General features: G+C 59.7%; 21 protein-coding genes. 12 read left to right on the top strand and 9 right to left on the bottom strand.

Features of this window, described 5'->3' with window-relative positions; all coding sequences use genetic code 11:
• Window positions 1-33: 33 nt before the first annotated feature.
• The 5 genes from NYP16_RS08480 to NYP16_RS08500 all read right to left on the bottom strand — a co-directional run bounded on the left by NYP16_RS08480 (window position 34) and on the right by NYP16_RS08500 (window position 3,127).
• Window positions 34-1,083: a YncE family protein gene (locus NYP16_RS08480; protein ID WP_274943698.1), complete on the bottom strand. Its 1,050-nt coding sequence runs from the start codon at window positions 1,081-1,083 to the stop codon at window positions 34-36.
• Window positions 1,084-1,330: 247 nt separating this feature from the next.
• Window positions 1,331-1,672 carry a carboxymuconolactone decarboxylase family protein gene (locus NYP16_RS08485; RefSeq protein ID WP_274943699.1) on the bottom strand — a complete coding sequence of 114 codons (342 nt, stop codon included), beginning with the start codon at window positions 1,670-1,672 and terminating at the stop codon, window positions 1,331-1,333.
• 145 nt (window positions 1,673-1,817) lie between these two features.
• The gene (locus NYP16_RS08490) at window positions 1,818-2,150 is read right to left on the bottom strand and encodes a DHCW motif cupin fold protein (protein WP_274943700.1); all 333 of its coding nucleotides are present in this window, start codon (window positions 2,148-2,150) and stop codon (window positions 1,818-1,820) included.
• 52 nt (window positions 2,151-2,202) lie between these two features.
• Complete coding sequence (locus NYP16_RS08495) at window positions 2,203-2,694, bottom strand: hypothetical protein (protein WP_274943701.1); 492 nt, start codon at window positions 2,692-2,694, stop codon at window positions 2,203-2,205.
• Between the two features lie 187 nt (window positions 2,695-2,881).
• On the bottom strand, window positions 2,882-3,127 hold the full coding sequence (locus tag NYP16_RS08500; protein WP_274943702.1) for an Lrp/AsnC family transcriptional regulator: 246 nt from the start codon (window positions 3,125-3,127) through the stop codon (window positions 2,882-2,884).
• A 329-nt stretch (window positions 3,128-3,456) separates the two neighbouring features.
• Between NYP16_RS08500 and NYP16_RS08505 the strand changes: the two genes are divergently transcribed.
• The 10 genes from NYP16_RS08505 to NYP16_RS08550 all read left to right on the top strand — a co-directional run bounded on the left by NYP16_RS08505 (window position 3,457) and on the right by NYP16_RS08550 (window position 15,973).
• On the top strand, window positions 3,457-5,733 hold the full coding sequence (locus tag NYP16_RS08505; protein ID WP_274943703.1) for a bifunctional salicylyl-CoA 5-hydroxylase/oxidoreductase: 2,277 nt from the start codon (window positions 3,457-3,459) through the stop codon (window positions 5,731-5,733).
• 4 nt (window positions 5,734-5,737) lie between these two features.
• Complete coding sequence (locus NYP16_RS08510; protein ID WP_274943704.1) at window positions 5,738-6,508, top strand: SDR family NAD(P)-dependent oxidoreductase; 771 nt, start codon at window positions 5,738-5,740, stop codon at window positions 6,506-6,508.
• Window positions 6,508-7,008 (top strand): MarR family winged helix-turn-helix transcriptional regulator, encoded by a 501-nt coding sequence (locus NYP16_RS08515; protein WP_274943705.1) that lies wholly within the window; start codon window positions 6,508-6,510, stop codon window positions 7,006-7,008. The genes NYP16_RS08510 and NYP16_RS08515 overlap by 1 nt, the downstream gene beginning before the upstream one ends.
• The gene (locus tag NYP16_RS08520; protein ID WP_274943706.1) at window positions 7,008-7,844 is read left to right on the top strand and encodes an enoyl-CoA hydratase family protein; all 837 of its coding nucleotides are present in this window, start codon (window positions 7,008-7,010) and stop codon (window positions 7,842-7,844) included. Before NYP16_RS08515 ends, NYP16_RS08520 begins: the two co-directional genes overlap by 1 nt.
• Entirely contained in the window at window positions 7,844-9,004 is a 1,161-nt protein-coding gene (locus NYP16_RS08525; RefSeq protein WP_274943707.1) for an acyl-CoA dehydrogenase family protein, read from the top strand. The genes NYP16_RS08520 and NYP16_RS08525 overlap by 1 nt, the downstream gene beginning before the upstream one ends.
• Window positions 9,005-9,034: 30 nt before the next feature.
• Entirely contained in the window at window positions 9,035-10,684 is a 1,650-nt protein-coding gene (locus NYP16_RS08530; protein ID WP_274943708.1) for a benzoate-CoA ligase family protein, read from the top strand.
• The gene (locus tag NYP16_RS08535; RefSeq protein WP_274943709.1) at window positions 10,684-11,082 is read left to right on the top strand and encodes a RidA family protein; all 399 of its coding nucleotides are present in this window, start codon (window positions 10,684-10,686) and stop codon (window positions 11,080-11,082) included. The genes NYP16_RS08530 and NYP16_RS08535 overlap by 1 nt, the downstream gene beginning before the upstream one ends.
• Window positions 11,083-11,445: 363 nt before the next feature.
• Window positions 11,446-12,606 (top strand): efflux RND transporter periplasmic adaptor subunit, encoded by a 1,161-nt coding sequence (locus tag NYP16_RS08540; RefSeq protein WP_274943710.1) that lies wholly within the window; start codon window positions 11,446-11,448, stop codon window positions 12,604-12,606.
• Entirely contained in the window at window positions 12,603-14,588 is a 1,986-nt protein-coding gene (locus NYP16_RS08545) for a MacB family efflux pump subunit (RefSeq protein WP_274943711.1), read from the top strand. The genes NYP16_RS08540 and NYP16_RS08545 overlap by 4 nt, the downstream gene beginning before the upstream one ends.
• Before the next feature lie 5 nt (window positions 14,589-14,593).
• Window positions 14,594-15,973 carry an efflux transporter outer membrane subunit gene (locus NYP16_RS08550; protein ID WP_274943712.1) on the top strand — a complete coding sequence of 460 codons (1,380 nt, stop codon included), beginning with the start codon at window positions 14,594-14,596 and terminating at the stop codon, window positions 15,971-15,973.
• A gap of 115 nt (window positions 15,974-16,088) precedes the next feature.
• Here NYP16_RS08550 and NYP16_RS08555 read toward each other — a convergent pair whose 3' ends face one another.
• From NYP16_RS08555 to NYP16_RS08565, 3 genes are read right to left on the bottom strand one after another with little or no spacing between them, the layout of a single operon-like run.
• Window positions 16,089-16,763 (bottom strand): energy transducer TonB, encoded by a 675-nt coding sequence (locus NYP16_RS08555; RefSeq protein ID WP_274943713.1) that lies wholly within the window; start codon window positions 16,761-16,763, stop codon window positions 16,089-16,091.
• Window positions 16,763-17,203 (bottom strand): ExbD/TolR family protein, encoded by a 441-nt coding sequence (locus NYP16_RS08560; RefSeq protein WP_274943714.1) that lies wholly within the window; start codon window positions 17,201-17,203, stop codon window positions 16,763-16,765. The genes NYP16_RS08555 and NYP16_RS08560 overlap by 1 nt, the downstream gene beginning before the upstream one ends.
• Window positions 17,204-17,208: 5 nt before the next feature.
• Entirely contained in the window at window positions 17,209-17,895 is a 687-nt protein-coding gene (locus NYP16_RS08565) for a MotA/TolQ/ExbB proton channel family protein (protein WP_274943715.1), read from the bottom strand.
• 500 nt (window positions 17,896-18,395) lie between these two features.
• On the opposite strand from NYP16_RS08565, the gene NYP16_RS14530 reads away from it, so the two are divergent.
• Window positions 18,396-18,515, top strand: a complete 120-nt coding sequence (locus tag NYP16_RS14530; RefSeq protein WP_429913151.1) for a hypothetical protein — start codon at window positions 18,396-18,398, stop codon at window positions 18,513-18,515.
• A 3-nt stretch (window positions 18,516-18,518) separates the two neighbouring features.
• Window positions 18,519-19,676: a PepSY-associated TM helix domain-containing protein gene (locus tag NYP16_RS08570; protein WP_274943716.1), complete on the top strand. Its 1,158-nt coding sequence runs from the start codon at window positions 18,519-18,521 to the stop codon at window positions 19,674-19,676.
• On the opposite strand, the gene kynU is transcribed toward NYP16_RS08570, so the two are convergent.
• Window positions 19,677-20,912, bottom strand: a complete 1,236-nt coding sequence (gene kynU / locus NYP16_RS08575) for a kynureninase (protein ID WP_274943717.1) — start codon at window positions 20,910-20,912, stop codon at window positions 19,677-19,679.
• Between the last annotated feature and the right edge of the window lie 3 nt (window positions 20,913-20,915).

Here is a 20,915-nt window from a genome sequence, read left to right on the forward strand (position 1 = left end):
AGCCGCCCGGTGAGGCGGCTTTTTTATGGGGCGTCAGTCCGGGCTGTAGGTCATCACGACGAAACTGTCGGGATGATAAACTTCATCCGGCATCTTGCCATCGGCACCTGCGGGCGGCTGGGTGAAATCGGCATTGACCAGATAAAGTTTGCCGCTGCGTTCATCCATGGCCGACATGCGCGCGCCGACGCGGGTCGCGACCGTGCCCAGCAGCTGATAATCATCGGCGCTGTTCTGCTGAATGACCGTCAACGTGCCGTCGCTGCCGTTCGAGGTGACGATGCGGTGGCGCTGTTCGTCGATGCTGAAACCATCAATGCCTTTGCCGATCGGAATGCGGGCCAGTTCCCGTCCGCTGTCGGCATCAAGGGCAAGAAAGGCAGCCTTGTCGCCGCCACAAGCCGCAAGAATGCGATTGGTCGCGGCCTGATAACGCACTTTCGACACATTGCAGCCAACAGTCCAGCGCGCTTTTTCCGCCAGCGTTTTTGAATCAAGCGTCAGAATGATCTGATCATACCGGGCCGGGGCGAACAGCCGCCCTTTGCCGTCATGGGCCGGATCATCCATCTTGCGGAACGGAAACACGGTCTTGCCAATCTGCTGGCCGGTTTTCGCATCGAGCGTATACCAGGTGGCTTCCTTGGCCCGCGTCGAGGTGATCGCATGCACGCGTTTGGTCGCCGGGTCATAGACCGCGCTGTTCAATCCGCCATTCGCATCAAGCTTGACCCGGGCGATCGGCTTCAGGGTTTGAAGGTCGATGCTCAGCAACGAACCATCGGTCATGGCGATGTAGCCGCGATTGTAATCGGGCAGCAACAGGGGCCCGTTCGCGTCTTTCGAATTTTCGATGGTGGCGACGGCGCTCTGGCTGTCCACGTCATAGAGCGTCAGCCCGTCATCGGCGCGGGCCATGAACAGCCGGTTGGTGCCGGGTTGAAACTTGATGTAATCCCATCCGGTATTGCTGCTTGGCAGCATAACCGTGCGCTCGACGCGATAGAGCAGGGTCTCGGCCGACAAAGGCCCGGCCGCCATCAGGCAGCTTGCGGCAGCGAGAATAATGGATTTAAATTTCATGCGTCCCTCCTGTATTTGAAACCGCGCCGACGATAAAAGCCCGCGTCTGACGGGAAGCTGACAGCCTGATCACGCTACCTCTGGACATGGCGCGGCGGCAGGTCGAAATCTATCTGATCAGGGCCAATGACTATCGCGGCCCGGCCAAGCAGCAGCGCCGCCCATAAAATTCGCCCCGCCTGGTCTGACAAAAAAGCTGTCATCCCGGGCAGGGCGAAGACTATTTAAATTTTACCGGATCAGGCCGTCACGCCTTTTGATGAGCTTCAACCGCGTCCATCACCCGCGCCGAATAAACGAGAGCCGCCCCGGCATTCAAAGCGATGGCAACGCCCAGAGCCTCGGCGATTTCCTCCCGCGTGGCGCCCTGTGTCAGGGCCGCTTTGCTGTGAAAGGTGATGCAGCCGTCGCAGCGCGTGGTCACCGCCACCGCGAGCCCGATCAATTCCCGTGTTTTTGCGTCAAGATGTCCGGTTTTCGCGCCCGCCCCGGACAGGACCTGATATCCCGCCAGAGTATCGGGGCTCAGTTTTCCAAGTTCGCCCATACGGGCCATGAGTTCTTTTTTATAGGCCACCCAGTCGAGCATGATGCAGCTCCTTCTGTTGATCACAGGGAACGCGGTACGCAACAGGAAAAGAAAAAACCGCCCCGAATCACATTCTGGCGGCGGTTTCTTCATTGTGAACAAATATAGAACAAAAGCGCGGCGCTGTCAACAGAATTCTGCGCCCTCAATCGACAATGAACACCTCGGCCCCATCCCGCGTGCGGGTGCGGTGGGCGGCATCGCCATGGTCGGCTACGATCCAGCTCATGCCAGGCTTCAGATGAAACTCCCGCCCGTCGCGCAGTTCGACGGTGAGGGTCCCCGTAAGCACATGGATCACATGGCCGCGATTGCACCAATGGTCGGCCAGATAGCCCGCCGCATAATCGACCCGCCGCACCCGAAGCCCGGGAACCTCCCGACTGCGCCAGTCGGCGGACGCCGTCTCGCCGGGATATCGGACCGCGGGCACTTCGTCCCAGTCGATGACTTCAAGGCCGGTGTGCGGAATCTTCACGGATTTATCCTGTCCGGTCATTAACTAGGGATTGTGGGTATTTGCGTTGTTTTTATTGCGCCTTACAAGTTCCGGTCATTATTTTTAATTCGTGAGTATAAGAGAATGGCATCTCAGGAAGCCAGATTCTGATTCTGAGTACGCTATGAATATACGCGCCTGGACCATCGTAATCATCCACAGCTACAAGATCATTTTTATTGTTATCTTCTCTTAATTTTTTCATTTTTAAAGAATTATAAGGTCCGTCTTTAAAAATATAAGGGCCAATTCTCATATGTCCACTATCAGAATCAAACGAAATATTTAGATTTGATTTTATTATTTTTTCTTTATTTATAAGAGTGTTGTCTTCTTGCTTTATTAGGTGTCCAGAATCATTGGTTGCGTAGTATTCCTTTACCTTGCATAAATAAAGTCTACCTGCTATTGCTTCTGTATTCGTAACGTATGTGGCTGAAATAAATATAATTATTGCGTATAAATGTCGCCTTGCCAAGGTGGCGCTGCCTTGGGATCCTTTGATTTCATTAAGAATGGCCAATGTGACTAGTTCCTTTGAAAAATCTCTGGAAATTGGAGGCATAAGCTTCCCTCAACTGGGGAAGTATGAGAACTAATGGCGCAAAACCTTCCTGGGAACAAACATGAAACACATTGTGTTCATGGTCAATAGCCCCTTGCATATTTAGTTTTGAATTTTATGAAGTGTTTTGGTTGTGGTAATTGCTTCATCCGGTGAAAACCTTGAACGATATCAAGGTGAAGGTGTCCTTGATATGGGGCACCACCTGAACCTGTTCGCAGACGAAGCGGCCGATATCCTGCCCGTCCTCCAGATTGAATTTGGCCAGAAGGTCATATTGGCCCGACGTGGAATAGACCTCGGAGACCTCCTCGATTGTGTCGACAAGCGCGTTGGCCACGTCATAGGCCTTGCCAAGGTCGCATTTGATCATCAGGAAAACGGGGCGCATGGGGATCTCCGAAAAATCTCTGTCCAGCCCCCAAGCTAAAAACCCCGGGCCGCGCCGTCCAGTGTTTTCAAGCTTTTGCTCATTTTCCCACCCCGTCATCTCCGCAACCCCTTTCTTGTCATCCCCGCGAAAGCGGGGATCCAGCCTTCGCTTGCCCAGGACTCCCACTCGTCCAGAAATAACGGAGAGGGCCTATCCCACGGCCCTGGATCCCCGCTTTCGCGAGGATGACAGCAGGACGGCCCAATTTGTTTTAAGCCTAAAATATCTCTCGACTCGCAATATATTTCAGGCATAAAATAACTGACGACTCGAGAGGAGACTTTGCGATGAAGATTGTATGCATTGGTGCTGGCCCATCGGGCCTTTATTTCGCGATTTCCATGAAGCTCCGCAACCCTGACCATGACGTCACGGTGATCGAGCGCAACAAGCCCAATGATACTTTCGGCTGGGGCGTTGTGTTCTCGGACGAGACCATGGACAACCTGCGCCGCAACGATCCGGTCAGCGCCGAGGTCATTCTCGACAACTTCGCCCACTGGGACGACATCGACGTCCATGTGAAGGGCAAGGTCGTCACCTCGGGCGGCCACGGCTTCTGCGGCATCGGCCGCATGCGTCTGCTCAATCTGTTGCAGGACCGCGCCCGCGAGCTTGGTGTGAAGCTTGAGTTCGAAACCGAGTTCGAGCTCGCCGACATCGAAACCAAATATGCCGACGCCGATCTGGTGATCGCGTCCGACGGCCTCAATTCGAAAATCCGCAACAGCGATCACGCCGTGTTCCAGGCCGAAGTCGACATGCGCGCGAACAAGTTCGTCTGGCTCGGCACCCACAAGATTTTCGAAGCCTTCACCTTCATCTTCAAGGAAACCGAGCACGGCTGGATCTGGGTCCATGCCTACCGCTTCGACAAGGACACCTCGACCTTCATCGTCGAATGTCAGCCGCATGTCTATGACGCCCTCGGCTTCGCCACCATGAGCCAGGAAGAGAACTGCCGCTTCCTCGAAGAGCTGTTCGCCGAGCATCTCGATGGCAATGAACTCCTCAGCAATGCCAAGCATATTCGCGGCTCGGCCTGGATCAATTTCCCCCGTGTGGTCTGCGGCAACTGGCGCAACGGCCGTGTGGTGCTGCTTGGCGACGCTGCTCATACCGCGCATTTCTCCATCGGCTCGGGCACCAAGCTCGGCCTTGAAGACGCGATGAAGCTGGCCGAGGTTCTGCATTCCGGCATGGATCTCGACACCGGGCTCAAGCATTATCAGGACGTCCGTCATCTCGAAGTTCTGAAGATCCAGAACGCCGCCCGCAATTCCATGGAATGGTTCGAGGAAATCGACCGTTACCTGACCATGCAGCCGGAACAGTTCGCCTATTCGCTGCTGACCCGGTCGCAGCGCGTGAGCCATGAGAACCTCCGCAAGCGCGATCAGATCTGGTTGCAGGGCTATGAAAAATGGTTCGCCGAACATGCAGCCGGTCATGAGCTGCAGCAGCACACGCCGCCCATGTTCACGCCCTTTAAACTGCGCGGCATGGAGCTTCAGAATCGCATCGTGGTTTCGCCCATGTGCATGTATTCGGCCGAAGACGGCACCCCGAATGATTTCCATCTCGCCCATTACGCGGCGCGGGCTCAGGGCGGGGCGGGGCTCATCTATACCGAGATGACCGACGTCTCCGAAAGCGCCCGCATCACCCCGGGCTGCGCCGGTCTTTACACCGACGAACACGAGACGGCGTGGAAGCGCATCGTCGATTATGTTCATACCCACAGCGACGCCAAATTCGCCATCCAGCTGAGCCACGCGGGCCCCAAGGGCTCGACCAAGATCGGCTGGGAAGGTTATGACGTGGCGCTCGATCAGGACAACTGGGAGCTGCTTGCGCCGTCGCCCATCGCCTGGTCGCCGGAAAACCAGACCCCGCGTGAGATGACCCGCGCCGACATGGATGCGGTCAAGGCCGATTTCGTCGCCGCCGCCAAGCGTGCCGAAGCCGCAGGCTTCGACATGATCGAACTTCATGCCGGTCACGGTTATCTGCTGTCGGCCTTCATTTCGCCGCTCACCAACAAGCGCAGTGACGAGTACGGCGGCAGCCTTGAAAATCGTCTGCGCTATCCGCTCGAAGTTTTCCGCGCCATCCGCGCGGTGTGGCCCGAGCAGAAGCCCATGTCGGTGCGCATCTCGGCCACCGACTGGGTCGGCGAAGAAGGAATCACGGCCGATGACGCCGTCGCCGTCGCCCGCGCCTTCACAGCAGCCGGAGCCGACATCATCGACGTCTCCGCCGGTCAGACCTCGACCCGGGCGAAGCCGGTCTATGGTCGCATGTTCCAGACCCCGTTCTCGGACCGCATCCGCAACGAGGCCGGGATTGCCACGCTCGCCGTCGGCAATATCTTTGAGATCGACCATGTGAACAGCATCCTCGCCGCCGGTCGCGCCGATCTCTGCTGTCTCGCCCGGCCGCATCTGGTTGAACCGTTCTGGACCCTGAAGGCGGCGATCCAGCAGAATTATCGTGGTGTTCGCATTCCGCCGCAGTATCTTTCGGGCTTCGAACAATATGAGCGCAACCTGAGCAGAGGCTAAAGCTTTGAGCATATCTCCTCTTGACGGCAAACATGCGGTTGTGACGGGCGGCGGGACCGGGATCGGTGCCGCCGTCGCTGAACGTCTGGCGGCCCTCGGTGCCCGCGTTACCCTGATGGCGCGCAACCGCGACCGTCTGACTGAAAAAGCGCAGGCCATCGGCAACGCCCAGGCCGTCGCCGTCGACATCACCGACGCCGACGCCGTAACCGCCGCCTTCGCCGAGGCGGAAAAGTCCTTCGGCCCGGTGGATATTCTCGTCAACAACGCCGGTGCAGCAGTGGCGGTTCCGTTCCATAAACTGTCGCTTGACGACTGGAACAAGACCATCACCGTCAATCTCAACGGCACCTTCCATTGCATCCGTGCGGTCTATGACGGCATGCGCACGCGGGGCTCGGGCCGCATCATCAATGTGGCGAGCACGGCGGGCCTCACGGGCTATGCCTATGTGTCCGCCTATACCGCGGCAAAACATGGCGTCATCGGCCTGACCCGCTCGCTCGCGCTTGAACTCGCGACCAAGGGCGTCACCGTGAATGCCGTTTGCCCCGGCTATACCGAAACCGAAATCGTGCGTTCGGCCATCGACAATATCGTCGCCAAGACCGGCCGCAGCGAAGCCGAAGCACGGGCCGAGTTGACGGCGCGCAATCCGCAGGGAAAAATGGTGCAGCCGCAGGAAGTGGCCTCGGCCGTTGCCTGGCTCGCTCTGCCGGAACAGGCGGCGATCACGGGGCAAGCCATCGCGGTCGCAGGCGGAGAGGTGATGTAATGGCAAGCGCGCTGGACATTATCGAGGAAAAAGTCAAAGCCGTTCCGGAATCGAAGCAGTCGCTTCGTCTCTGGCTCCGGCTCCTCACCTGTTCCAGCATGATCGAAGAGCGTATGCGTCATATGCTTAAGACGAAATTTGACACCACCCTGCCGCGCTTCGATCTCATGGCCGCTCTTTTTCGTGCCGATGGCGCGGGCGTCACCATGGGGGAACTGTCGCGCTGGCTCATGGTGTCGAACGGCAATGTGACCGGCGTTGCCGAACGTCTGGAGAAAGAGGGACTCATTCTCCGCACACCGTCCCCGACCGACCGCCGCACGCAGATCGTCACCCTGACGCCCGTCGGCCGGGCCGCGTTCGAGCTTTGGGCGGTGGAACATGAAAACTGGATTACTGGACTGCTCGGCGATCTCGATGCCGAGGACATGGATCTTCTGATGGGCTTGCTGGCAAAAGCCAAAAGCTCCGTCGTTCGACATGATGAGGAACAGGACTGATGGAAAATTTTGACGTCTCCGATATGGCTGCCGCTCAGGACTACGCTCCGAAGCATTTCCTCTGGGAAGTGACCGACGGCGTCGCTCTGCTCACCCTCAATCGTCCGGAACGCAAGAACCCGATCACCTTCCAGTCCTATGGTGAAATGCGCGACCTGTTTCGTGCGCTGGTCTACCGCGACGATATCAAGGCGGTGGTCATCACCGGGGCCGAAGGCAATTTTTCGTCCGGCGGCGATGTTCATGACATCATCGGCCCGCTGACCAAAATGGACATGAAGCAGCTGCTTCGCTTCACCCGCATGACCGGCGATCTGGTGAAGGCCATCCGCAACTGCCCGCAGCCGGTGATCGCCGCCATCGACGGCATCTGCGCCGGGGCAGGGGCCGCGATCTCCATGGCCGCCGACATGCGTCTTGGCACGGCGGACTCGAAAACCGCGTTTCTTTTCACCCGCGTTGGTCTTGCTGGCTGCGACATGGGCGCCTGCACCATTCTGCCGCGCATCATCGGTGTTGGCCGCGCTTCGGAACTGCTGTTCACCGGCCGCGCCATGGGCGGGGAGGAAGCCGAACGTTGGGGCTGGCTCAATCGTCTCGTGGCGAAAGACACGCTTCTGGCTGACGCGCTCAAACTCGCGCGCCAATTGGCTGATGGCCCGAACTTCGGCCATAGCATGACCAAGACGGCGATCAATCACCAATGGAGCATGAGCCTCGAGATGGCCATCGAAGCCGAGGCCCAGGCTCAGGCGATCTGCATGCAGACGCAGGATTTCACCCGCGCTTACAACGCGTTCGTAGCCAAAGAAAAACCGAAATTCGAGGGCAACTGATGGCGGACAAAAGCTTTCTCTCCTGGCCTTTTTTCGAAGACCATCATCGCGAGTTTGCCCTCGCTCTAGACGCCTGGGTGCAACAACATATTGCACCCTTGCCGCACAGCCACGACGTCGACGCCGACTGCGCCAAGATTTTGGCGCTATTGGCCGAAGGCGGCTGGCTAACCTCCTGTGTCCCGGCAGAATTTGGCGGGCGCAGCGAGTCTCTTGACGTCCGTTCGTTATGCCTTATCCGCGAGACTCTGGGACGTGTCTCAGGTCTCGCGGACTTTGTCTTCGCCATGCAGGGCCTGGGCAGCGGAGCCATCACGATCGCGGGCAGCGAGGATCTGAAGCGGCGTTATCTGCCAGATGTGGCCAGCGGCAAAAAAGTCGCGGCCTTCGCGCTCACCGAACCCGCCTCGGGTTCGGACGTGGCCAACATCGCTACCTCGGCTGTAGACATGGGCGACCATTATCTCGTCAATGGTGAAAAGACCTTCATTTCGAACGGCGGCATCGCCGATTTCTATTGCCTGTTCGTACGCACCGGCGAAGCTCCGGGTGCCCGTGGTCTGTCGGCTCTCGTGGTCGACGCCGACACCCCGGGCTTTGAAGTAGCCGAACGCATCGAAGTGATCGCGCCCCATCCCCTCGGCCGCATCACCTTCACCAACATGCGCGTACCCAAGGAAAACCTGATCGGCAAAGCCGGTGACGGGTTCAAGATCTCCATGGGCACCCTCGATATCTTCCGTTCGACAGTGGGAGCAGCCTCGCTCGGCTTCGCCCGCCGCGCCATGGACGAAGCCATCGCCCGCGCCAAGGGCCGCGAACTTTTCGGTGCACCCATGGCCGACATGCCATTGGTGCAGGCCCATATCGCCGACATGGCGGTGGATATCGACGCCAGCGCGCTTTTGATCTATCGCGCCGCCTGGACCAAGGATGTGCAAAAGACGCGGGTCACGCGCGAAGCCGCCATGGCCAAACTTTATGCCACCGAAGCAGCGCAGAAAGTCATCGATCAGGCAGTGCAGATCTGGGGTGGCCTTGGCGTCACCTCGGGCATTACGGTTGAAACGCTTTACCGTGAAATCCGTGCGCTGCGCATTTATGAAGGTGCATCGGATGTGCAAAAACTGGTGATCGCGCGACAGACACTGGCGGACTGAGTAAACGGCAACCTGGGGAGGTGTTGGGACATGGCAAGCGAGCAGACGGCATATCAGGATAGTTTCGTACGCGACCGGATCCCGGCTGCGGAGGCGCAGGCCGCGCTGTCGTTCACGCTGCCGGACCTGAACTATCCGGCCCGCTTGAACGGAGCGGTGGCCTTGATCGCCGACGCTCTGGCAGCCGGGCTCGGCGACAAACTCGCCGTCATCGGCAATGATCGTAGCCTGACCTATAACGAACTCGACGCCCTGTCGAACCGCATCGCCCATGTGCTGGTGGAAGACGCGGGGCTTAAGCCCGGCAACCGCGTGCTCATGCGCGGGCCGAACAATGCCATGATGACCGCATCCTGGTTCGGGGTTCTGAAAGCGGGCGGCATCGCCGTTGCCACCATGCCGTTGTTGCGCGCGGTGGAACTCAAGGCCATCATCGACAAATCGCAATCCACCATCGCCCTCTGCGACAGCCGGTTTCTGTCGGAGCTTGAGCTTGCCCGTGCGGAATTCCCCGTGCTCGCCCGCGTGCTGTCCTTTGGCGCGGGGGGTGAGCTTGACGCGCTCGCAGCAAAGAAGCCCGATGATTTCACCGTGGTCGATACAGCGGCGGACGATGTGGCGCTTCTCGCCTTCACCTCGGGCACCACCGGCAAGCCCAAGGGCTGCATTCATTTCCACCGCGACATTCTGGCCATGACCGATACCTTCGGCCGTCACGTGCTGAAACCCACGCCGGACGACGTCTTCACCGGTTCGCCGCCGATCGCCTTCACCTTCGGCCTCGGCGCGCTCATCGCGTTTCCGCTCCGCTTCGGCGCCACCACGGTGCTGCTCGAACAACCCTCTCCCGACGCCATCATGGAGGCCATCCACAAGCACGGCGTGACCACGCTGTTCACCGCGCCGACCATGTACAAGGGCCTCCTCAACCCCATGGCAGGCCGTGGCAAGGCCGCGCTCCGCAAATGCGTGTCGGCCGGGGAACATCTGCCGAAACCTGTGTGGGAAGACTGGCACGCCACCACCGGCATCAAGATCATCGACGGCATCGGCTCGACCGAGATGATTCATATCTTCATCTCGTCGGCAGGGGACGACATCCGCCCCGGCGCCACCGGCAAGGCAGTACCGGGCTACGAAGCCTGCGTGCTTGATGATAAATTCCAGCCGTTGCCGCCCGGCAATGTGGGCAAACTCGCGGTGCGCGGTCCCACGGCCTGCCGCTATCTCGATGACCCGCGCCAGCAGAACTACGCCCGGAATGGCTGGAACGTCACCGGCGACAGCTATCTGATGGATAAGGACGGCTATTTCTGGTTCCAGGCCCGTGACGATGACATGATCGTCTCGGCAGGCTATAACATCGGCGGCCCCGAGGTCGAGGAAGCGCTGCTTGCTCATGCTGCCGTTGCGGAATGCGCCGTGATCGCCTCGCCCGATCCCGAACGTGGCCAGATCGTCAAGGCGCTTGTGGTGCTCAACGACGGTCATACGCCCGGAGAGATCCTCGTCAAGGAGTTGCAGGACTTCGTCAAGGCGACCATCGCGCCCTATAAATACCCGCGCGCGGTGGATTTCGTCGGAAGCCTGCCGAAAACCGAGACGGGCAAAATTCAACGCTTTAAATTGCGCCAGCTCGAAATAGACCGACTGCGCCAAATGATTGAGGAGACTAAATAATGCAAATCCTTCTTCCCGCCGGTTGGCCGCGCCCCAAAGGCTATTCGAATGCCATCGCCGCCGAAGGCCGTGTCGTGTTCGTTGGTGGCCAGATCGGCTGGGACCCGCTCACCAACACGTTCGAGCAAAAGGATTTCCTCGGCCAGTTCCGGCAAACGCTTGAGACCACCAAGGCGCTTCTGGCCGAAGCCGGCGCGGGCCCCGAGCATATGACCCGCATGACCTGGTACATCACCGACAAACGCGCCTATCTCGACCAGGCCCGCGAAGTCGGAGCCGCCTACCGCGACATCATGGGCAAGAACTTCCCGGTCATGGCCGTCGTCGTCGTCGTCGCCCTCATGGAAGACGAAGCCATGATCGAAATCGAAACCACGGCTGTATTGCCCAAAGCCTGATAATTCTCCAAAACGTTAGAAGCCAAGGCCCGCTCCCCCACAAGCGGGCCTTATGCTTTTCAGACCACGCCCACACCCCCGTCATCGCGAGCCGCACAAGCGGCGCGGCGATCCAGCCTTCCCGTCGGCCCCACTGGATTGCCGCGGCTCCGCCTCGCAATGACGCTTTCTTGTCATCGCGAGCCGCGTCAGCGGCGTGGCGATCCAGTCTTCGGGGATGCCTCCGTCAAAAAAATATGCCTCCCACAGTAGGGTTCTTGTCAGTCAAACCGTATATATGGGCAATGGACCCGCTCTCACAGGAATAACAGGCGTAAGATGCAGACTGGAAATTTTGTAGGTTTTGTGAAGAAAAACAAAGTCGTGGCTCTGTCAATCCTGTGCCTTGCCATTGCTGGCGGGGTGGCCTGGACGGCGTTTGGCAAGGCCGAGGGTGAGCGCGCGGCGCGGTCAGCGACCTTGCTTGAAGTCACCAAAGGCAGCATCGAGGAAACCGTGACCGCGCAGGGCAAGCTCGAGCCCAAGGAATTTGTGGACGTCGGCACTCAGGTGTCGGGTCAGCTCAAGCATATTCTGGTGGATATCGGCGGCACGGCGAAAAAAGGCGATCTGCTCGCCGAAATTGATCCGCGCATATACACCGCCAAGGTGGAAGGCGACCAGGCCAACCTGAATGCGCTTGAGGCCCAGCTTGGCCAGCAGGCGGCGCAGCGCGATCTTGCGCGGCAGAAAAATGCCCGCAACGAACGCCTGATCGCCGCCAAGGCCATCAGCCAGGAAGCGCTCGAACAAAGCCGGGCCGAACTGCGGGTGGCGGAAAACAGCTACAAGGCATTGCAGGCCCAGATCAAACAGGCGGCCTCGACGCTGACGGGCAGCCGCACCAATCTTGAATATACCAAGATCTATGCCCCGATTGACGGCACGGTGGTGTCGCAAACGGCGCGCGCGGGTCAGACCCTGAACGCCAATCAACAGGCACCGATTATTCTTCAGGTTGCCAATCTCGATGTCATGACCGTGCGCGTGCAGGTGGCCGAAGCGGATGTGAGCCGTTTGCAGCCCGGCATGAAGATGTATTTCACCACGCTCGGCATGATGGACAAACGCTGGAAAGGCACCGTACGTCAAATCCTGCCGACGCCGGAAACGGTCAATGACGTGGTGCTGTATATCGTTCTTGTGGACGTCGACAACCGCGAGCGTCAGTTGCTGACCGGCATGAGCACGCAGGTCTTTTTTGAAATCGGCAATGCCCGTGACGTGTTGACGGTGCCGGTGGCTGCGCTCGGCCGTCATGTGTCGTCGAAGGACAGCGAGCAGGGCAAAGCTTACATGGTCACAGTGGTGGGCGAGGATGGCCCTGAAAAACGCCTGATCCATGTGGGCCTGCAGAACCGTACCGAGGCTGAAGTACGCTCGGGCCTGAAACTTGGCGAGAAGGTCGAACCCATGCTGGCCGCTCAATCCGGTGGTCCGCGTAAGGGCGGTGGTCAGCCGCGCATGCGGGGGCCGATGCTGTGAACAAACCCATAGTCGATGCCCTGCAGGTGGCCGAACCGCTGCTGAGCCTGCAATCGATTACCCGCAGCTATCAAAGCGGCGAGACGGTCATCCGCGCCCTTGACGGCGTCGGGCTCTCTATTCGTCCGGGCGAGTTCGTGGCCATCATGGGTCAATCGGGGTCGGGCAAATCGACCTTGATGAATATTCTCGGCTGTCTCGATCAGCCGACCAGCGGCAGCTATCGGGTCAATGGACGCGAGGCGGCGGATCTCGATGCCGATGAACTGGCATCACTGCGGCGGGAAACCTTCGGGTTTATTTTTCAGCGCTATAATCTGCTTGCCACCGACACCGCGTCCGAGAATGTGGAAATTCCTGCCGTTTATGCGGGTATGTCGCGGGAAGACCGGCGCGCGCGGGCGCAAAGCCTGCTCGGCCGCCTCGGTCTTGGCGACCGCACCACGCATCGGCCGTCGGAACTGTCGGGTGGTCAGCAGCAGCGTGTGGCCATCGCCCGCGCGCTGATGAACGACGCCCCGGTCATTCTTGCCGACGAACCAACCGGCGCGCTCGACAGCCGTAGTGGTGTTGAAGTTCTCGATCTCCTGAAGGAACTTCACGCCGAAGGCAAAACCATTCTGCTCATCACCCATGATCAGGCGGTGGCCGATCATGCCGAACGCATCGTTGTCCTGCGCGACGGCCGCATCATCGAAGACGGGCCGAACCCGAAATATGTTGTGCCCGCCCGCCCAGCCGCGCTTCAGGCCAAGCCGCGTCCAGCGCATCTCGGCTCCGGCATCGATACCGCCACGGCGGTGAGGGAGGCTGTGCATACGGCGTTCCGGTCGCTCCACTCCAATATTTTCCGCACGGCGCTGACGCTGCTTGGCATCATCATCGGCGTCGCGGCGGTGATCGCCATGCTGGCCATTGGCGATGGCAGCAAGCAAAAAGTGCTGACCCAGATGAGCGCCATGGGCACCAATCTCATGAATGTGCGGCCGGGCGCTCCGGGCATCCGCAATTCGGGGGATATCGTCTCCCTAGTGCCTGCTGACGCCGACGCCATTGCAGCGCTTCCGAATGTGGGCGCCGTTGTGGCCGAACGCAGCGGCCGTTATACCGTGCGCTATGGCAATCTGGATTACCAGACCACGGCGCAGGGCGTCACGGCGGCCTTTCCGCAGGTGCGCGACTGGCCGGTGGCCGAAGGTCAGTTCTTCAGCGATCGCGACGTGCGCGGCTATGCGCCGGTGACCTTGCTCGGCAAGACCGTGGCCAAGAATTTGTTCCCGTCCGGCGTCGATCCCATCGGCCAATATATCCTCGTGCGCAACGTGCCGTTCGAAGTCATCGGCATCATGACCGAAAAGGGCGCGTCGCCCGGCGGCAACGATCAGGACGATGCGATTTTCATTCCGGTCACCACCGGCATGGTGCGCCTGTTCGGCAAAACCTATCTCAGTTCGCTGACTGTGCGGGTAGATGACGTCAAACAGATCGAAGGCACCCAGGGGGCCATTGAAGACCTGCTGAAAGATCGTCATCGGGTCGAGGATTTCAGCGTTCGCAACATGGCTTCCATGTTGGAGATGGCGACCGAGACGCAAAACACGCTCACATTGCTGCTTGGCGTGGTGGCGGCGATCTCGCTTCTGGTCGGCGGCATCGGGGTGATGAATATCATGCTGGTGTCGGTGACCGAACGCACGCGGGAAATCGGCATCCGCATGGCCACCGGCGCTCGCATGCGCGACATCCTGCTGCAATTCAATATCGAAGCGGCGGTGGTCTGCGCCATTGGCGGCCTGATCGGTATTTTCGTCGGCTTTACTGTTGGCTGGGTGGTGTCCCTGTTCGGCATGAATGTGATGTTCTCGCTGTTCCCGCCGCTTCTCGCCTTTGGTTGCGCCTTTGCTACCGGCGTGCTGTTTGGTTATCTCCCCGCGCGCAAGGCGGCTCGCCTTGATCCCGTTGTTGCACTCGCATCCGAGTAATATTCATGCCGCGATTTATTCATGCCCTGCCTTTCATTGCCATGCTGTCGGCCTGCAATCTCGCACCTGACTATCAGCGCCCGGATGTGAACGCAGGGGAGGGCTGGCGCGATCAGGCGACAATGATCAATCAGACCAGCGCCGCCCGCATGAACGACCCGGTATGGTGGGAACAGTTCGGCAGCCCCGAACTGAGCACCCTGATCGCCAGCGCACTCGCCCATAACACCGATCTCGAAGTGGCGATCCAGCGCGTCGAACAGGCGCGTGCGGCGCTCGGCATGGCGGGTGCGGATCGTCTGCCGACCCTCAGCGCCTCAGGCAATGTTGCGAAGGACTGGGACCGCGCCTTCCAATCCGGCACACGGGCGAGCGATGGCTATCGCGGTCAGGCGACGTTGTCTTATGAAGTCGATCTTTTCGGCCGCGTCGCCAACAACGTGAAATCGGCCTCTCTCCGGGCTGATGCGGCAGGCTATTCCCGGGACGCGCTCGCGCTCGTGCTGGAGGCTCAGGTGGTGCAGGCCTATGGTCAGATCCTCGCCTATAATGACCGCATGCGCATCACGCGCGACCGCCTCAGCACGGCCGAGGATATTTACCGCATCGTCGAAGCACGCTTCCGCGAGGGCTCGGCCTCCGGCCTCGAACTCGCGCAGCAGCGTACGGAGCTTGCGAATTTTCAAGCGACCCTCGCCACCCTCGAACAGTCGCGCAGCATCGCCATCAATCAGCTTGCCGTGCTGACCGGCAAAGCACCGCAGCTGTTTGCCGAACCGACTGCAACCCTGTCCACGCTCATGGTGCCTGCGGTTGTGGCCCTGCCGCCCTCCGATCTGTTGGCACGACGCCCGGACATCGCCCAGTCCGAAGCAAGACTCGCCGCCGCCAATGCCGATATCGGCGTGGCCCGGGCAGCCTATTTCCCGACCTTGAGACTCGGCGGCGATGCCGGCCTCTCAGCCAATCCCATCAGCGCTGCGGTGACCACCGTTGCCGGCGTCGCCGGATCGCTCACAGCCCCCATCTTTGACGGCGGCCGCATCAGCGCGGGCGTTCAAAACAGCAAGGCCGTGCGTGATGAACTGGTGGCAAATTATCGCGGCACGGTGCTCACGGCTTTCCAGGAAGCCGAAGATGCACTGGCGGCCCTGACCGGCACGGAAAAGCGTCTCGCCGCTTACACCGTCGCGGCCGAGCAGGCACGCATCGCCTATAATCTGTCTCGGGAACGGTTTGACGCTGGCAGCATTGATTTCCTGACCCTGCTCGACGCCCAGCGCAGTCTGTTGCAGGCCGAGGAAAATCTGGCCCAAAGCCGTTATGACCGCGTCGCAGCGGCCTCTCAACTGTTCAAGGCCATGGGTGGCGGCTGGATGAACTAACAATTGCCCCACAACCAAATTCCGTTCGCCCTGAGGAGCCCGTCAGGGCGTCTCGAAGGGCGGGGGCACGCGGCTCGGGGGCTTCCTCAGCACGAACGGAATTTGGTATTCTATATCACCCGCGCTTCTTGCCGCGGCTGAGGAAGAATTCAACCGGCACCACCAGTTCAAGCTCCGCGTCCTTCATCTCAGGCGGGAAGGGCGGCAGCGGGTTGGCGCGTTCGATCATGCGAATGGTAGCGTCGTCCAGGGACGCATGCCCCGAACTGGCCTCAAGTCGATAGCTGAGCACGCGCCCGTCCCGGTTCATGCGGAAATAAAGCTGGGCCACGCCCTGCTCACGCCGAACCCTGGCCTCGCGCGGGTAGTCCTTATGCTGATCGAGCCAGCCAAGCAATGTCGCATAATAGTCCGCCTTCGCGGCCTTGTCGGAGACGCTTTCAATCGCCTTCGGTGGCGTCGGCGCGGGGCTTTCGACAGCGCGTGAGCTCGGGTTCGCGTCAGCCGTGCTCGCAAGTTCCGGCAGCGGTTGTGGCGCCGGCGTAGGTTCGGGCGGACGCGGTTTGGCCTTCTCCGTTTTCGTCGGTTCGGGTTTTGGCGGCGGCGGCGTTTCCTCCACCGGCTTCGCGATTTCGGGTGCGGGTGGAGTCAGTTTGATCTTGATGGCGATGGGCGGCTCCGGCGCGGCCTTGGGCGCGCTTGTGACCCACAAAGCGGCAGCGGCAACCGCAACATGCACCAAAGCCGCACAAGCGGTTGCGGAGAGGCGCGTAGCTGACAGGCGGGACATCAGAGCTTTCCTGGCTTGCCTTGCGGCTCTTCCGTGAGCAGTGAGATATCCGCGAACCCGGCCTTGCCAAGAACGCCGAGCAGCTCCATCACCGTGCCGTAATCCGTTTTGGTGTCGCCGCGCACAAAGATCGTGTTTTCGGTCTTGTCGGATTTGAGCGCCTGCACGCGATCAGCCAAGGCCTCCCATGTCACCGCCTCCTCGCCCACATAAAGCGCACGGTCGCGGGTGACGCTGACGACGATTTTTTCTTTGGCTTCCGGCAGCGGTGCCGCCGATGTGTGTGGTAATTCCAGCGGGACGCCCGAGATCAGCAAGGGCGCGGCGACCATAAAAATGATCAGCAGCACCAGCATGACATCCACAAGCGGCGTCACATTCATTTCGGCCAAGGGACGATAGCCGCCGGTTTCATTCGGGTCCAGAGGGTCGGACGACATGGCCATCAGGCTTTGGCCTCATTGGTGACGTCGAAATTGCGCAAGGCGCTGCGCCGCGACAGCCGGTTGCCGATATCGCCAATGGACGAGGTCATGCGCGCGGCCGAGCGGCCAAGATCGACCACCAGATTGTTATAACCGATGACTGCGGGAATGGCCGCGAAAAGACCGATGGCGGTGGCAAACAAGGCTTCGGCGATGCCGGGGGCGACCACGCTCAGGCTGGTATTGTTGGCGCTGGCGATGGCCGAGAAGCTGTTCATGATGCCCCACACCGTGCCGAACAGACCGATAAAGGGCGCAACCGAACCGACGGTGGCGAGAAAGGGCAGGCCGATTTCAAATTTGCGCAGTTCGGTGGCCATGACGCTGCGCATGGCACGTTCCAGACGCTCGCGGAATTCATAGCGGCTTTCGTCATCCTCGCTGCGGTCGAAGACTTCGCGTTTACCAGCGGCGAGGATAGGGGCAGCAACCGGATCGCTTACGTCGTCAAGACCGCGCACGGGATCGGCGGCGGCCTTCTCAAGCCGTAAGGTAGCCCGGCGCAGGCTGCGGAAACGGCGGAGTTTCTCGAAAATGATGCTCCAGGAGGCCAGCGACGCCAGGGCAAGCAGAATCATCACGGCCTTGACCACCATATCGGCTTGAAGGAAAAGCCCTGTGAGCGAAAGAGTTTGTGCATCTGCCATGGTTCGCGCCCGTCCTGATCCGGTAATTGCAATTCATTCGCATAACTCATTGCAGTTATCTTGCTATTGCGAGCGACTTGCAACAACTTTTTCGCAATCAGCTCGGGAAGCAGAAGGAGAGGGCGTTTTTACCTCCCGGGCAGGCTGTGCTCGCGCGGTATATAAGGGATGAGTGGGCATGACGTGCGAATCGTACGCAGCCATCCCTTAAGATCAGTTGTCCTGAAGCAGCATCGCAATCTTGCGGTTCAGAGCCGCTTTGTCTCTATAAGACAGGCTGAAATTCCTGATGGCGCTTCAGCTTTTAATGGTCTGCAGCTCGCCATACCTCCCGCGCATCTTTGAAACTGCTGCCGTTTCAGCCTCACATGTCGCATTGCAAATAATTCTCATGACGACGTGCAATCCCACCTTGCTATTGCGAGCGACTTGCAAGTAATCTCCGTTTCATCAGACAGCCCAGCGTCTTTTTGTGGCTCATTAGGACGCGGCAAAGCGTGGTGCGCGATGATGGAGAACGCACATTGCTTTACAATCTCGACAGCACTATTCAGGATCTCGCCGCAAGCGACCCGGCCGGTCAATCTGACTGTGGGCAGATGCGTAAATCTCAAAGGTGATCCATGACAAAAATGACTGCCCGCCGGTTATGGCTGAACATTCATCTTTATTTGGCTCTGACGGTTGGTGTGGCCCTGGTTGTCGTCGCCGTCTCGGGCAGCCTGCTGGTCTGGCATGACGCGGTCGACCGCCTGCTTGAGCCCGCGCGTTATGCCACCACAGGATCCGAGCTCGGCCTGAGCAACGATGAATATTTGAAAGTCGGTGCCCTTGCACTTGAAGGCGTGACGCCAAGCGTCCTGCGCTTGCCGGAACATGCGGGGGATCCGGTGACAGTGGCGGGGCCCATTCCCGGAACAGGCATGACCGGGCGGGCTGAAATGCTGACGGCCTGGATCGATCCGCCGACCGGGCGCGTGCTTCATGTGGCCAACACGTCCAAGTCCTTCACCATGGTGGTGCATCAGTTGCACGGGCGTTTGCTCATCCCTGAAATCGGCCGCAAGGTCGTTGGTTGGACCGGCGTTTTCATGCTGGTGCTGGCGTTGTCGGGGATTTATCTCTGGTGGCCGCGCGGTGGCATCAAGTTCCGTCGTGCGCTCAGCTGGCGCAAGGGTTTGAAAACCACCACCAACCTTCATCACATGTTCGGGATCTGGATTTCGATCCCGCTCGCGGTTCTGTCCTTCACGGGCATTTATATCTCGTTCCCGCAAACCAGCCGCGCGGTGCTGGCGAATTTTGTTGATCTGGGCCAGCCGGAACAAGGGCGCGGCCCCGGCCGCAATAATGCCCAGCCCTTGACCGCAACTAATCTGTCGGTGACCGAGGCGGTGAATCAGGCTCTGGCAAAGTCCGGAGGGGCGCAGATCCTCGCGATCAATCTGCCCACCGACAAAAGCCCCGAATGGCGCATTCAATATAAATCGCCCGAAGGCACGCCGCCGCAATCGGTCACGGTTGATGAGGCAAGCGGCAAGGTCAAGGGCAGCGACAAAAAACCGGTTTCTGACGTCGCGCAATCAACACAACGTCTGATGCGCCGCATTCATGACGGCACCGATATGGGCATTGTCTGGCAGGCGATTATTTTCGTTGGCGGCATCCTGCCGCTGCTGTTCATGATCACGGGTGTGACCATGTGGTTGCGCCGTCGCAGTTTCGAACGCGACAGTGCGCAGAACCGGGCGGCGTCGGTCGCCGCCCGCGCCACATCCTGATCAGGTCACGGCTGAGCGGCGTTTGTAATCTTCCTGATTCCAGACGCCGCTTTCCATCACGTCGCGCAGGATGGCGACGGCGTCCCACAAATCCTGATACCTGAGATAAAGCGGCGTCAGGCCAAAGCGCAGAACTTCCGGCGCACGGAAATCGCCGATCAGGCCGCGCGCGATCAGGGCCTGCATGATGGCATAGCCCTCATCATGACCAAGCGAGACCTGGCTGCCGCGCATGTCGTTATCCCAGGGCGACACGATGGTAAATCCATAGGTCGCGCATTCCTGTTCGATCAACTGCATGAACTGCTGGCCCATATGCTGTGATTTTTTGCGCAACAGGGACAGATCGACCTTGGCAAAGATCTTCAGGGATTCTTCCAGGATGCTCATGGCGATGACGCCCGGCGTGCCGCAGAGATTGCGGGTGATGCCCGCTGCCGGCGTGTAAACATCGGTGAAGTCAAACGGCCGCGCATGTCCCATCCAGCCCGAAAGCGGCGGCTGCACAGCGGCCTGATGACGGGCGGCCACATAAAGAAACGCAGGCGCGCCGGGACCGCCATTCAGATATTTATAGCCGCAGCCAATAGCCATATCGGCATTGCAGTCCTCAAGCCGCACCGGCAAAGCTCCGGCGCTGTGACAGAGATCCCACAGCATCAAGGCGCCTTTGGCCTGCACGGCTTTGGTGACGGACGGCATGTCGAACATGACGCCGGTTTTGTAATGCACATGGGTGAGCGAGACGAGCGCGGTGTCCTCATCAACCACATCCAGGATCTGGTCGCGCGGCACTGCCACAAGCTCCACATCAAGATATTCGGCAAGGCCCTGCAAGACGTAAAGATCGGTCGGAAAATTGCCAAGCTCGGTAATGATTTTCCGGCGCGGGGCCTGCATCCGCAATGCGGCGGCGGCAAGTTTGTAAAGATTGATCGACGTCGAATCCGCCGCCACCACATTTGCGGCATCGGTGCCGATAAGCCCGGCAATAAGCGCGCCCACACGTTGGGGCAGGTTAATCCAATCGGCGCTGTTCCAGCTTTTGATCAGGTCCTGTCCCCATTCACGGGTGACCACATCCTGCACTCGCGCCGCCGCGGTTCGCGGCAGCACCCCAAGCGAATTGCCGTCCATGTAAATCACATCGTCCGGCAGCACGAACTGCTCGCGGAACGGGGCCAGTTCATCGGCGGCATCCAACGCCAGAAAATCGTCACGGGTCAAAGCAGTCATGTT

Source organism: Govania unica (assembly GCF_027920805.1).
Lineage (GTDB): Bacteria > Pseudomonadota > Alphaproteobacteria > Sphingomonadales > Govanellaceae > Govanella > Govanella unica.

Coding starts and splice junctions, on each gene's coding strand:
- NYP16_RS08480 (WP_274943698.1), bottom strand. CDS start 1,083: ATGAAATTTAAATCCATTATTCTCGCTGCCGCAAGCTGCCTGATGGCG.
- NYP16_RS08485 (WP_274943699.1), bottom strand. CDS start 1,672: ATGCTCGACTGGGTGGCCTATAAAAAAGAACTCATGGCCCGTATGGGC.
- NYP16_RS08500 (WP_274943702.1), bottom strand. CDS start 3,127: ATGCGCCCCGTTTTCCTGATGATCAAATGCGACCTTGGCAAGGCCTAT.
- NYP16_RS08505 (WP_274943703.1), top strand. CDS start 3,457: ATGAAGATTGTATGCATTGGTGCTGGCCCATCGGGCCTTTATTTCGCG.
- NYP16_RS08515 (WP_274943705.1), top strand. CDS start 6,508: ATGGCAAGCGCGCTGGACATTATCGAGGAAAAAGTCAAAGCCGTTCCG.
- NYP16_RS08520 (WP_274943706.1), top strand. CDS start 7,008: ATGGAAAATTTTGACGTCTCCGATATGGCTGCCGCTCAGGACTACGCT.
- NYP16_RS08525 (WP_274943707.1), top strand. CDS start 7,844: ATGGCGGACAAAAGCTTTCTCTCCTGGCCTTTTTTCGAAGACCATCAT.
- NYP16_RS08530 (WP_274943708.1), top strand. CDS start 9,035: ATGGCAAGCGAGCAGACGGCATATCAGGATAGTTTCGTACGCGACCGG.
- NYP16_RS08535 (WP_274943709.1), top strand. CDS start 10,684: ATGCAAATCCTTCTTCCCGCCGGTTGGCCGCGCCCCAAAGGCTATTCG.
- NYP16_RS08550 (WP_274943712.1), top strand. CDS start 14,594: ATGCCGCGATTTATTCATGCCCTGCCTTTCATTGCCATGCTGTCGGCC.
- NYP16_RS08555 (WP_274943713.1), bottom strand. CDS start 16,763: ATGTCCCGCCTGTCAGCTACGCGCCTCTCCGCAACCGCTTGTGCGGCT.
- NYP16_RS08560 (WP_274943714.1), bottom strand. CDS start 17,203: ATGTCGTCCGACCCTCTGGACCCGAATGAAACCGGCGGCTATCGTCCC.
- NYP16_RS08565 (WP_274943715.1), bottom strand. CDS start 17,895: ATGGCAGATGCACAAACTCTTTCGCTCACAGGGCTTTTCCTTCAAGCC.
- NYP16_RS08570 (WP_274943716.1), top strand. CDS start 18,519: ATGACAAAAATGACTGCCCGCCGGTTATGGCTGAACATTCATCTTTAT.
- kynU (WP_274943717.1), bottom strand. CDS start 20,912: ATGACTGCTTTGACCCGTGACGATTTTCTGGCGTTGGATGCCGCCGAT.